We start from the raw sequence: 12,450 nt of genomic DNA, 5'->3' as shown, positions 1-12,450 counted from the left end.
ATCCGGATGCGGGCAAGGCGGTCATTCGACGGGCGAGGCCTTCATGCGATGATCCTCCAGCGGCAGGCCGAGCGCAGCCTGGATCGCACGCGCCAGGAACTGCAGCGTCAGCAGCAACATGCCGAAGGTGACGATCGCTTGCGGAAACCACAGCGGCGTGTCGCTCGAGGTCGAGACCTGGCCGCGCAGGAAAGCGCTCCAGGCGAATTTCACCATGGCCATGGTCAGGAACGCCATGAAGGCGAAGCCGGCCGCCGCCGAGAGGATCTCGAGCGCGCGCTGCACCGGCACGGGTGCGTTCTTCAGGAGCAGCACGACGCGGATGTGGCCGCCGACGCGCAAGGTCATGGCGGCGCCGAAAGTGAAGGCCGCCGCCATCAGATAGGAGGAGTATTCCCACGCGATCGAGATGGTCGGCGGGAAGAACGGCAGGAAGTTCGAGAGGAAGCGGGTCGCGACCTCGCACAGCATCAACAGCGTCAGCATCAGGAGACAGGAGCCGCCGATCCAGCCGTCGAGCCGGCCGAGGCGATCGATGCCGTCGAGGACGATGCGCAGCGGCGCGGGCGCCGCTGCGTTGAGGCTTTGCGATGCTTCGGGCGAAAGGCTCTCCACGCCGCGCCCTCAGCCGCGCTTGATTTCGGCGAGATAGGCCCGCACCGGCTTGTCCGCTGCCGGCACGCGCTTGAGGAAAGCATCCAACTGCGGCGCAGTCTTGGCCCGGATGTCCTTCATCATGGCGTCCGAGACCGGCACCACCTCCATGCCGCCTTCCTTGAGGCGGTTGAGGCTGTCGACATCGGCCTTGAGCGAATTGGCCCAGAAGCCGGGCTCCATCTTCGCCGCGATGTCAGCGACCAGCTTCTGTTGATCGGCGCCGAGCGCCTTCCAGGCATCGAGATTGACGGTGAGCATCTGCGACGACCAGACATGGTTGGTCGGGTAGACGTATTTCAGGAACTCCCAGAACTTGCCGTCGACGCCGGACACCGACGAGGTGGAGACCCCGGCCACCGCGCCGGAGGCGAGTGCGGGGATCGTTTCGCCCCAGGGGATCATTACCGCCGCCATACCGATGGCATTGAGCATCTCGACCGCGTTCTTGTCGGGCACGCGGATCTTGATGTTCTTGAGACCCTCGACGTCGGCGACCTTCGTCTTCAGATGCAGATACTGCGTCGGCCACGGCACGATGTAGAGGATCTTCTGGTTGTTGCGCGCGGCGATCTTCTCATATTCGGGCCGCACATATTTGTGCAGCACCTTGAGCTCGTCCACGGAGCCGCAGAGGAAGGGGATGCTCTCGACGCCCATGAAGGGCTCGTCGCCGACCTGCTGGATGTTGAGGACGTCGGCGAGCGGCACGAGGCCGTCGCGCACGGCCCGCAGGTGCTCGGGCCCCTTGAAGCCGAGCTGGCCGCCGGCCTTCACGGTGATGGCGACCGCACCGCCGCTCTGCTTCTTCACTTCCTCCGCGAAGGCCATCGCGTTCTGGGTGTGGAAATTGCCGTCTGGCCAGACCGTCGACATGTCCCAGCTTGTCGCCGCCGCCCGGGCGCGGGTCGAGATGTGGCCGGCGGCGAGCAGCGTCGCTGCGCCCACAGTGAAGTTCCGTCGCGTAATCATTGCTCCCCTCCGTTTACCGAGCGCGCTGATGCATCAACGCGCGTATCCATAGACCTTGACTGCGTTCTCCGAAGACACGAGACCGCTTGCGACGTCGTCGTTGACGGCCGCGCGATCGCGCTTCCTGGGATCGCCAATGCCGGCACCGCCGGGCGTCAGCACGACCAGCCGGTCGTCCGGCGGCACCTGCTGAAAGCCCTTGCCGCGCAGCTTCTTGCCGGACTTCAGACCGACATAGCCGGCCTCGCCGTTCTGGCCGCCGTCCCGCCCGCGCGGCGGGTGGTCGATGCGGTCGAACGCGGCGAGGATGTCGAACGGCGCATCGACCCCGCTGCCGACTTCGATGATCTGGCCGAGGCCGCCGCGGGTGCGCCCTGCCCCACCGGAATCCGGACGCAGCTCCTTGCGCCAGAAGATCAGCGGCGTCTGCGTCTCCGCGATCTCGACCGGTGTACCGCGCACGCCGCTTGGGTAAGCGGTCGCCGACAGCCCGTCCTTGCCGAAGCGCGCACCGGTGCCGCCGTTGGAGGTGACTGCCATCGAGAACCCGTAATTGCCGCCGGCCCCGGAGCGGGTCTGGCCGCGCACGTTGAGATTCCACAGGCAGGAGGTGCCTTCCGCAGGCACGCGCTCGGGAATGATCTGGCGCAGGCAGCCGAACACGACGTCCGGCAGCATCTGGCCGATGACGTGGCGCGACGCCACGGGCGCCGGCTTTGGCGCATTGAGGATGGCACCAGCCGGCGCCGACACCGTCAGCGGCGAAAGCGAGCCGGCATTGTTCGGGATCTGCGAGGCGACGACGCAGCCGAGGCCGAACACGGTGTAGGCGGTGGTGTAGGACAGCGGCACGTTGATGCCGAACTTCGAGGCCGCCGAGGTGCCGTCGAAATCGACGTGGATGCCGGTATCCGAGATCGTCAGCGTCGCCGCCAGCGTCACCGGCGCATCATAGCCGTCGACCACCATGGTGTTGCGCCAGCTGCCCTTCGGCAGCTTGGCGATCTCGGCCAGCACCGCCTCGCGCGAGCGGTCGCAGATGTAGTCGCCGAGTTCGTCGAGCGTCTCGATGCCGAACTCGCTCATCATCTCGACCAGGCGCTCGCAGCCGACGTCGTTGCAGCCGGCGAGCGAATAGGTGTCGCCCTCGGTATCGATCGGAAGCCGCGTATTGGTGCGGATCATCGCCATCAGCGTCTCGTTGACGACGCCCTGGTCGATCAGCTTCAGCATGGGGATGTAGAGCCCCTCCATGAACACGTCGGTGGCATCGGGCCCGAAGCCGATGCCGCCGATGTCCATGAGATGGCTGGTGCAGGAGAACAGTGCGACGACCTTGCCGTCCTTGAAGCAGGGTGTGGTGACGACGAAATCGTTGAGATGACCGGTCCCCATCCAGGGATCGTTGGTGATGTAGGCATCGCCCTCCTTCATCGTCTCGATCGGGAAGTGAGCGATGAAGTGCTTGACCGATTCCGCCATCGAGTTGACGTGGCCGGGTGTGCCGGTCACCGCCTGCGCCAGCATCCGCCCCTTGAGGTCGAACACGCCGGCCGAGAGGTCGCCGCATTCGCGCACGATCGGGCTGAAGGCGGTGCGAAGCAGCACCTGGGCCTGCTCCTCCACCACGGCGATCAGCCGGTGCCACATGATCTGGAGGTCGATCAGGCTCGCGCCGTTAGCCTTGCTCATGATCAGGCCGCCTTTCGTTCCATGACGATGCTGCCGGCACCGTCGATATGGGCGTCGAAACTGGTGGAGACGAAGGTTGAGGTTTCGTCTTCCGCGATCACCGCGGGGCCCGCGATGGTCGCCCCCGGCGCCATGTCCTCGCGCCGATAGAGCGGGATCTCGATCACTTCGCCGGCCCGGCCGTCGAAGAATCTTCGGCTGCCGGACGCCTTGGCCGCAGGCTTGCGCGCGACCGCCGCAACGGCAGGCGGATTGCGCGCCTCGGTGGTCGCCAGCACCGACCAGCTCAACACCTCGATCGCCGCGCCCGGGATCGGACGCTCGAACATCGCCGAATAGTCGGCCTCGAACTGCTGACGCAGGGAGGCGAGATCGGCGGAGGTCAGCCGCCGGTTCGGCAGCTCGACGGTGATCTCGTGGCCCTGGCCGACATAGCGCATGAAAGCCGCGCGGCGCTCGCGCACCGGCGCGCCGGCAGCGCCAGGCTCGACCAGCGCGCGCGCTTCGGTCGCCATCTCCTGAAGCAAGTCAGAGACCGCCGCGGTATCGAAATCATCGAGCCGGACGTGACGGCTGCGCACCAATTCATACGCGATGGGAGCCGCCAGAAATCCGACCGCCGAGCCGACGCCGGCGTTTGAGGGCACGATCACACGGGAGACACCGATCTTCTCGGCGACACGGGCCGCATGCAGCGGCGCGGCGCCGCCGAAAGCGATCAGCGTGTGCTGGCCGACCACCGCGCCGCGCTCGACAGCGTGCACGCGCGCCGCGCTCGCCATGTTCTCGCAGACCACCTCGTGCACGGCATAAGCCGCTGTTTCCGCCGACAGGCCGAGCGGCGCACCGACATCGCGCAGCAGCGCCTGTTTCGACAGCTCCGGATCGAGCTTGATCGTTCCGGCCGCAAAGGCATCAGGATCGATCATGCCGAGCGCAACGTCGGCATCCGTCACCGCGGGGCGCTGACCGCCGCGGCCATAGCAGGCCGGCCCCGGCTCCGACGAGGCGCTCTCCGGGCCGACGGTGACGCGCTTCATCGCGTCGACATGGGCGATCGAACCGCCGCCGGCGCCAATCTCAACCATCTCGATCACGGGGATGCGCACCGGTAGGCCGGAGCCCTTGAGGAAGCGCGCCGCGCGATCGACCTCGAACACGCGCGAGGTCTCGGGCTGGAATTTCTCGATCAGGCAGATTTTTGCGGTGGTGCCGCCCATGTCGAAGGAGAGCACCTTGCTCTCCCCGAGTCTTGCTGCGATCTGCGCCGCGAAGATCGCCCCGCCGGCCGGACCGGATTCGACGAGACGCACCGGAAAGCGCCGCGCGGTCTCGATCGAGGTGACGCCGCCGCCGGACGTAACGAGGTAGATGGCGCCGCGAAACTGCTCGACCTGCAGGGCGTCGGCCATGCGGGCGAGATAACCGTCGATCAGCGGTTGCACATAGGCGTTCGCAACCGCAGTGGACGTGCGCTCATACTCGCGAATCTCCGGACACACCGCCGAAGACACGGTGACGGAGATGCCGGGCATCTCCTCGCTGATGATCGCGGCAGTGCGCCGCTCGTGCTCGGGATTGGCGTAGGAGTGCAGGAAAGCGATCGCGACGCTCTCGACGCCGAGCTCGCGCAATTTCGGCGCGAGTGCGCGCACTGCCGTCTCGTCGAGCGGGAGACGGACGGCGCCGTGCGCATCGATCCGCTCGGGCACAGTGAAGCGCAGGCTGCGCGGCGCCAGCGGCTTCGGCTTGTCGATGCTGAGATCATATTGGTCGTAGCGGCTCTCGGTGCCGATATCGAGCACGTCGCGAAAGCCTTCCGTTGCGATCAGCGCGGTCTTGGCGCCGCGGCGCTCTATGATCGCATTGGTCGCGAGCGTGGTGCCGTGAATGAAGACATCGATGTCGCTGATATGTGCACGTGCATCGGCGAGAATGAGGCGCATCCCGTCCAGCACTGCCTGCTCGGGGCGCTGCGGCGTCGTCAGGACCTTGCGGGTTTTGCGATCTCGCCCCACGTCCAGCACGATATCGGTGAACGTGCCACCGATATCGACGGCAAGCCGCACCTCGGCTCCCTCAAGCATTCCAATTTCTCCGTGCTGGTCGTCAGACTGGGTCCAAAAAGCGCAGCAATTCCCGTGCCATGAGGCATGCCTGTAACACTGCGCCCGGCTATTTTGCGCGGCACCTATGCAATAGGCAAGGCGTGTTCGCGCCTGAGCGATCAGAGCAGGAATGCAAGCGCCGCTTCACAGCGCTCCTCAACCTTCAGCGTCAGGAGATCGTCGGCGCGGGTGCGGCCGAGATTGACCGCGGCGATGGGGATATTGCGCCGCGCGGCGGCTTGGACGAAGCGGAAGCCGGAATAGACCATCAATGACGAGCCGACGATCAGCATGGCATCGGCCTCCGCCAGATGATCCTGCGCCGTGGCCACCACCTCGCGCGGCACGTTCTCACCGAAGAACACCACGTCGGGCTTGAGGATGCCGCCGCAGGCTTCGCAAGGCGGCACCTCGAAGGAGGAAAAATCCTCGTGCTCCAGATCGGCGTCGCCGTCGGGAGCATCGGCGGCATCGAGCGTCAGCCATGCCGCATTGGCGCGGCCAAGATCGTGCTGAAACTCCTCGCGCGGCGTCTTCGCCCCGCAGCCCATGCAGCGGACCAGATCGAGCCGGCCGTGCAGGTCGATCACCTGGCGGTGGCCGGCCGACTGATGCAGCCGGTCAACGTTCTGGGTCAGCAGCATCCCGCAGCGGCCGTTCGCCTCGAGCCGGGCCAAGGCGCGATGCGCATCGTTCGGCTTGGCCTGGCCGAACCGCCGCCAGCCGATCAGGCTGCGCGCCCAATAGCGCCGGCGCGTAGGCGCATCCGACATGAAGGCCTGGAAATTGACCGGCTGGGTCCGCTTCCAATTGCCCTGGCTATCGCGATAATCGGGGATGCCCGAATTGGTGCTGCAGCCGGCGCCGGTCAGCACGAACAGATTTTCATGCCGGCCGACGAATTCTTCGAGCTGACGGTTTGCCATGGCGCAGATGTAGGTCGTCCAGGGCAGATTGCCAGATCACTCCCGCGACGGCGTTTCAAAGCCCACGAGCAGCTTCACAAGCTCGCTCTGCCGTGCCGTGCCGGTCTTGCGAAAGAGATTGTGCAGGTGCGTCTTGACGGTGGCCTGCGTCAGCCCGAGCACATCGGCCAAGGCTTTCACGCCGCTCACCCTCCCGAGGGCATCGAGCACGCGGATTTCGCTCGCGGTGAGCTTGTAGAGCTTTGCGAGCGCGTGCAGTGGCGGCGGATCTGCCGGCGAAGTCTTGCCGACGAAAACCGCGGCAACGGCGGAATGCAGCATGCCCGTGCGCTGGCGGTCGCCCGAGGTCAGCGGCAGCACATTGGCAAACCAGCGGCCTTGCGGGGTTGCGAGCAAAATGGCATCCCCGGGCACCGCATTGCCGCTCTCGGCGGCCGCAAGTGCATCGCGCAACGCACGCTGCGCGTCGGGAGCGGAAACGAACAACATTCCGTTTCTTTCCGCGAGCAGCGCGGCCTCGTCCAGCATCAAGCGTCCGGGCGCGTTGGTGAAGATGAGGCGTCCGTTGGCACCCAGCAGGAAGACGGCGGCCGATACATTGTCGAGAGTCTCAGTCAGTACCGCCCGGGCCGCTTTGCTCTGATCGAACAACCGCCCGATCGAGACTGCGCGCTGGAAGTGCGGAACGATCAGCCCAAGCCGACGGCGATCATCGGGATCGGCGAGGCCGTCCTTCTCATGCATCCGAACGGCAAGCACAGAGGCGCTCGTCGCACTCTTCTCGAGATTCGCGCCAAGACCGTCGAGGATGCCCTGAGGCTTCATCCACTCCTGATAGAAGGTGGTTTCCACCATCTCCTCGAACGGAACGAGGTCGGCCGTTCCGTAGACCACACCGGCCTCGAAAAAGGTCGCGGCGGGAAAGACGGGATTCAAGGGAAGGTATTTCTCGAAATAGAGCTTGGTGTAGTGCGGCTCTTCGTTGAAGAGATGAAGCACTGCGGATTGCTCGGTGGCTGCATCGTGCCAGAACAGGTTCCCGGACGACCCGCCGACGAACAGGCACGCCTGTTCGAGCGCCCGCGGCCACAGGGCTGAATCGAGCGCGGCGTCGTAGACGAGACCGATCAGTTCCGACAGCGACTCGGCTTCAGACGTCACGACCGATTCTCATCATCTGCAACATGCATGGCATTGGCGCCTTCAGCAACGCTCTACCATAAGGTTCATGACAACTGCAAAACTTCCCGTGCACGATTGGATGGAAGCGCGTGCGCAAAGAGGCGGCATTCGACTGCCAATCGTCATCACGGATCATCGTCTTGCTGCTTCCGTGAGCAAGCAGCGTTAGCTTCGTTGCCGATCACGGTGTCGCAGAAGGTGCCGGCTGTTTGACCGGCGCATTCTGTTTCGGTGGCACGGATTGCTTCTGCGGGACGGCGGCCTTGCTCGGCGGAGCTTCGGGTGCGGGAGGCGCCACGGGCGCGGACTGACCGACGGACAGCGACACGCCGAACACGCGCCATTGTCCGTCGACCGGTGCAAACAACAGCTCGAAATTCACCTGCGAGGGCACCGACGGGAAAAATCCGGCCATGTGCAACAGGCCGTTCGGCTCGATCTGCGGCAGCAGCGACAATTGCGGATCGATCACGGCGACGCCCGAGAGATCGAGCTTCTCACCGCGCTGCTTGGCGAAGATCTCAGCGAGTCTGGCGGCGGTGTTCACCTGGAATCCCGGCGCACCGAGATCGCGCAGCACAGTGTAGTTACCGGTCTTGTTGGCGTGGTCGAGCGCGAGCAGCGTCGAGCGGATCAGCATCAGCACGCCGTTACGGTCGATATTGGCCGGCTTGGCGGCCGGCTGCTGCGCCTGAGGGGGCTGTGACGGCGTCTGCTGCGCAGAGGTCGTCACCGCTCCCAGAATGAGCAGACCCAGGAATGGAAACCCGAGGATCAGCCCGCTCGGAACGGAAGGCCGAAGGCCTGCGCCCAAGAACCGCAACTTCATTGCACCCAACTCCGAGCCGTCGAATGTGGCGCAGCGGGCAGAAGCTCACATCAACCGTTCGGTTGAGATCGCCGAGTTGCGGGCCCCCACCATCGGTTTCGGCCGCTCTGTTGCAGAAATGCACTGCTAACGGCGCGGCAATTCTGCAACAGGATTGGAAAACCCAACGCGCCGCAGCCGTGCATCAACCAAACGGTGGATGCGTCGAGCGTTCGCCTCCCACATCTTCGCGCAACTGATGAATGGGGCGCGAAACAATGTCGTTCAGGATACTTCGCCGAATCGAAAGTCTCCGATCAGGAGCGCGCCGCCCGATCTTCATCCGACGAGCGTTGTCAGCAAGCCTCGTACTCGCGGCTTTTGCGGTCCACTTAGTGGCGCCAAAAGAGGCGGCAGCAGCCGATTACGCCGCAGGCAACGCCACCATCAACGCTCCCTCAGGCGACGCAACGGCCGTCGGAAGCTTTGCGAACACGACAGGCGCTGCCGCATCCGCCTTCGGCGCACAAGCGACTGCAAATGGCGCGGCCGCCACCGCGATTGGTCAAACCAGTATAGCAACCGGCGCGATCGCGACTGCGATTGGCGGCAATGCAAACGCGACTGGGGTCGTTGCGACGGCGATCGGCTCCGGGGCCGGCGCGAACGGTGACAGAGCGACCGCAGTCGGCGCTGCCAGCGACGCAGTTGGCCGGCAGGCGACCGCAACCGGTTTTGCCAGCGTGGCGACCGGCGATAACGCAACTGCGACGGGCTTTGACAGCCGGGCGATCGGGCTTAATGCGACGGCCACGGGCGCAAACAGCTTCGCCAATGGCGCAACTGCAAGCGCCTTCGGAGCCGGGGCGCAGGCGCTCGGGGCAAACTCGGTCGCGATCGGCGCGAACTCGGTCGCGAGCGCCGCCAACACGGTGTCGTTCGGAACCGCCGGCAATGAACGACGGCTGACCAACGTTGCCGCCGGCATCAATCCGACCGATGCCGTCAACATGAGTCAGTTGAGCAGCATGTCCGCGGGCTTCCAGTCGCAGCTCTCCGGCTTGCAGTCCCAGGTCTGGAACAACCGCACCGAGGCGCGACGCGGCATTGCGGCGGCCGTTGCAACCGCAACCGCGCCGATGCCGTCGGCTCCCGGCAGGACCACCTGGCAGATGCGTGGTTCGGTCTATCATGGCGAAGGCGGTTTCGGTTTCGGCTTCGCTCATCGTCTCAACACCCTCATGCCGCTGAGCGTGGTCGGCGGCTATGGCAATGGCGGTGGCACCGAGCACACCGCCTATGTCGGCCTCGGCGGCGAATTCTAGCGCCGCACCTATCGCGGCGACCGGCGTCCCGTGAGATCGAGCGGACGAGCCTTCTCTTGTCCGGCGGTCCGCGCGGCTTGTTGCAGCGTCAGCCTGAATTCGTCCCGCTTCTCGTGTACCGTTGCGATCGCATGTCCGACCGCAACGCCGAGGCCAACCAGCGCGGCTTCGGAGAGCTGCAGGCTCGCCTCGATTGTTTCCGGCACCGCATCGGTCGCTCCGATCGCATAGAGGTGGCGGGCATGATCGGCGTCCCGCGCGCGCGAGACGATCAGCACGTCCGGCCGCACCGCGCGGATTCGCTCGACGACGGCGTCGATCGCCGGCCGCGACTGGATGGTAATGATCACGCCGGTCGTCTGCATCAGGCCGCAGGCTTCGAGGAAACCCGGCTCTGTCGCATCGCCAAAGTAGACCTTGTGACCGTCGCGGCGGTCTCGCGCCACGTCGACTGCCGCGTGATCGACCGCGATGTAGTCCAGGCCATGGCTGGTCAGCAGCGAGCAGACGACTTTTCCAACACGGCCGTAGCCGACCACAATGGCTTGCGCCCGGTCGCCGGGCGGCCGAACCGCGAGCTCGGGATCGGGCGTGCGTTCGCTGCCCAGCTTCGCGGCCAATCGTCGCCCGAGCATGCCCAGAAGCGGTGTCAACGCCATCGTCACGGCGGTGACGGCCACGGCAAAGCTCGACACGCGGGGCTCGATCATGCCTCCGGCCGCCGCCATTCCGATGCTAACGAAGGCGAATTCGCCGACGGGCCCCAGCAGGAAGCCGATCTCGATCGCGGCCGGCCATGGCAGCCTGAAGAGGCGGGCCAGGATGATGAGCACGATCGCCTTGCCGACGAGAATGCCGACAACGGCGGCCAGCAGCCAGCCGGGCTCGCGCAGGAACACGCGGACGTCGATGGCCATGCCGACGGTGAAGAAGAAGATGCCGAGCAGCAGGCCCTTGAACGGCTCGACGGTAGCCTCGATGGCTTTGCCATACTCGGTCTCCGCCAGCATCAGTCCTGCAACGAATGCTCCGAGCGCCATCGACAGGCCGGCCTGGTGCGCGGCAAGCCCTGCGCCGACGATGACGAACAGGGTCGCGGCAACGAACAACTCCGTCGAATGGGTGCCTGCAACCATCTGGAAGAGCGGACGCATCAATAGCCGTCCGACCAGCGTGAGGAAGGCTACCGCCAGCACCGCCTTCAGGACCGCACTGGAGATATGCGCCACGACCGAGCCACCGCTTCCCGCGCCGAGCACCGAGACGAAAACCAGAATGGGGACGACTGCGAGGTCTTGAGCCAGCAGCACCGAGAAGCTGGCGCGCCCAGCCGAGGTGGAAAGCCGCCTCTCGGCGGACAGGAGCTCGAGCACGATCGCCGTCGAGGACAGCGCAAGGCTCGCGCCGAGGATCACGGCCGTATCGGAGCTCTGCCCGAAGAGAAGCGCCACGCCGAAAATCATCGCCGACGTCGCGAGGACTTGCAGGCCGCCGAGCCCGAACACCAGACGCCGCATCGTCATCAGCCGTCTGAAAGACAGCTCGAGCCCGATCAGGAATAGCAGGAACACAATGCCGAGATTGGCGATACCCTCGACGTTCTTCGCGTCCGTCACGGTGAACCAGTACAGGAACGGGAGGTCCTTGACGAGCGAGCCGAGCCCGAGCGGACCGAGAATGGCGCCGGCCCCGAGATAGCCCAGCACCGGATTGATGCCCCAATGCCGGACGATCGGCACCACGACGCCGGCGGTGCCGAGGACCACCAGCGCGTCACTATAGGCATTGATGTTGATGGTTGTGGTCACGGGCCCTTCACGTGTCGGCGCTCGCCAATAGCGGCAGCGCCATCCACGGTCGATAGCACACGGCGCCGCAGACTCCCAACCGGTCGCGCCCCTCTATCCCACGCGAGGCGCGCGCAACCCCAAGCCGGTTTTCAGCTTGCCCAGTTCTCCCGAAACTCTGGAAACAGCGTCAGGCCCCCGCAGGCATAGATGGTCTGCCCGGTGATGTAGCTGGCGTCCTCCGAGGCGAGGAAGGCGAACACCGCGGCGATCTCTTCCGGCGTGCCGACGCGCCCCATCGGAATGTGGGAGGTGACGACGCCGCGCTTCTCCGGATCGCCGGTCCAGGCCGCATTGATCGGCGTGTCGATCGCGCCGGGACCAACCGCATTGACGCGGATGCGCTGGCCGGCGAATTCCAGCGCCAGCGTGCGCGTGAGATTGGCCATGCCGCCCTTGCTGATCGAGTAAGCGAGATAGCCGGGTTTGGGGATGATCTGGTGGACGCTGGAGCAGTTGATGATGCTGCCGCCTGCCCCGCGCGCGACGAAATGCGCCAGCGCCTTCTGCGCGCAGAGCACCGCGCCGTTGAGATTGACGTCGATGATGCGGCGATAGGTTTCGACGTCGAGCGCCTCGCTCGGCGATTCCCGCTGGAAGCCGGCATTGTTGACGAGACAATCGAGGCGCTTGTAGCGCGCCAGGACCGTCTCGAACATCGCGGCGATGTCCTGCTCATTGCCGATATCGGCCTTGACGACGATATGGTCGGGCCTGCCGTGGCCGCGATCGCTCGATGCGGTTTGCGCAAGAGCGAGCGTCTCCTCGGCATTGCCGGCGTGATCGAGATAGTTGATGGCGACGGTTGCGCCTTCCTGCGCCAGCCGGATGGCGACGGCGCGGCCGATGCCTTGCGAGGCGCCGGTCACCAGCGCGTACTGGCCGACGAGGCGTGAGGGAAACGGGGTCGAGCGTTCGGTTTGCGGCATGTGTTTT

General features: G+C 65.5%; 10 protein-coding genes. 1 reads left to right on the top strand and 9 read right to left on the bottom strand.

The genetic code is table 11. From position 1 onward, the window contains the following. Nucleotides 1–21: 21 nt before the first annotated feature. From P0R31_RS21860 to P0R31_RS21830, 7 genes are all read right to left on the bottom strand, one after another. Nucleotides 22–615, bottom strand: a complete 594-nt coding sequence (locus tag P0R31_RS21860) for a TRAP transporter small permease subunit (RefSeq protein WP_275516209.1) — start codon at nt 613–615, stop codon at nt 22–24. Nucleotides 616–624: 9 nt separating this feature from the next. After that, nucleotides 625–1,626, bottom strand: a complete 1,002-nt coding sequence (locus P0R31_RS21855; RefSeq protein WP_275516208.1) for a TRAP transporter substrate-binding protein — start codon at nt 1,624–1,626, stop codon at nt 625–627. A 33-nt stretch (nt 1,627–1,659) separates the two neighbouring features. Further along, nucleotides 1,660–3,318, bottom strand: a complete 1,659-nt coding sequence (locus tag P0R31_RS21850) for a hydantoinase B/oxoprolinase family protein (RefSeq protein WP_275516207.1) — start codon at nt 3,316–3,318, stop codon at nt 1,660–1,662. A 2-nt stretch (nt 3,319–3,320) separates the two neighbouring features. Then, nucleotides 3,321–5,405 (bottom strand): hydantoinase/oxoprolinase family protein, encoded by a 2,085-nt coding sequence (locus tag P0R31_RS21845; protein WP_275516205.1) that lies wholly within the window; start codon nt 5,403–5,405, stop codon nt 3,321–3,323. A gap of 140 nt (nt 5,406–5,545) precedes the next feature. Then, nucleotides 5,546–6,352 (bottom strand): NAD-dependent protein deacetylase, encoded by an 807-nt coding sequence (locus P0R31_RS21840; RefSeq protein ID WP_275516204.1) that lies wholly within the window; start codon nt 6,350–6,352, stop codon nt 5,546–5,548. Between the two features lie 36 nt (nt 6,353–6,388). Next, complete coding sequence (locus P0R31_RS21835) at nt 6,389–7,513, bottom strand: helix-turn-helix transcriptional regulator (protein ID WP_275516203.1); 1,125 nt, start codon at nt 7,511–7,513, stop codon at nt 6,389–6,391. Nucleotides 7,514–7,715: 202 nt separating this feature from the next. Beyond that, complete coding sequence (locus P0R31_RS21830) at nt 7,716–8,363, bottom strand: hypothetical protein (protein WP_275516202.1); 648 nt, start codon at nt 8,361–8,363, stop codon at nt 7,716–7,718. 374 nt (nt 8,364–8,737) lie between these two features. On the opposite strand from P0R31_RS21830, the gene P0R31_RS21825 reads away from it, so the two are divergent. After that, on the top strand, nt 8,738–9,667 hold the full coding sequence (locus P0R31_RS21825) for an adhesin (RefSeq protein ID WP_275516201.1): 930 nt from the start codon (nt 8,738–8,740) through the stop codon (nt 9,665–9,667). A gap of 8 nt (nt 9,668–9,675) precedes the next feature. Here the strand turns inward: P0R31_RS21825 and P0R31_RS21820 are convergent, their stop codons facing one another. Beyond that, nucleotides 9,676–11,475, bottom strand: coding sequence for a cation:proton antiporter (locus P0R31_RS21820; protein WP_275516200.1), 1,800 nt, complete (start codon nt 11,473–11,475; stop codon nt 9,676–9,678). Nucleotides 11,476–11,606: 131 nt separating this feature from the next. Further along, nucleotides 11,607–12,443, bottom strand: coding sequence for an SDR family oxidoreductase (locus P0R31_RS21815; protein ID WP_275516198.1), 837 nt, complete (start codon nt 12,441–12,443; stop codon nt 11,607–11,609). Nucleotides 12,444–12,450: the final 7 nt, after the last annotated feature.

This window comes from Bradyrhizobium yuanmingense, from assembly GCF_029167105.1.
Classification (GTDB): Bacteria; Pseudomonadota; Alphaproteobacteria; order Rhizobiales; family Xanthobacteraceae; genus Bradyrhizobium; species Bradyrhizobium yuanmingense_A.
Note: the sequence above shows the minus strand (reverse complement) of the source record. Positions and strands in the feature narration are given on the sequence as shown.

What these genes read in the sequence shown, in the direction of transcription:
- P0R31_RS21830 (WP_275516202.1), bottom strand. Translation starts at nt 8,363, where the DNA reads ATGAAGTTGCGGTTCTTGGGCGCAGGCCTTCGGCCTTCCGTTCCGAGC.
- P0R31_RS21815 (WP_275516198.1), bottom strand. Translation starts at nt 12,443, where the DNA reads ATGCCGCAAACCGAACGCTCGACCCCGTTTCCCTCACGCCTCGTCGGC.
- P0R31_RS21855 (WP_275516208.1), bottom strand. Translation starts at nt 1,626, where the DNA reads ATGATTACGCGACGGAACTTCACTGTGGGCGCAGCGACGCTGCTCGCC.
- P0R31_RS21850 (WP_275516207.1), bottom strand. Translation starts at nt 3,318, where the DNA reads ATGAGCAAGGCTAACGGCGCGAGCCTGATCGACCTCCAGATCATGTGG.
- P0R31_RS21840 (WP_275516204.1), bottom strand. Translation starts at nt 6,352, where the DNA reads ATGGCAAACCGTCAGCTCGAAGAATTCGTCGGCCGGCATGAAAATCTG.
- P0R31_RS21845 (WP_275516205.1), bottom strand. Translation starts at nt 5,405, where the DNA reads ATGCTTGAGGGAGCCGAGGTGCGGCTTGCCGTCGATATCGGTGGCACG.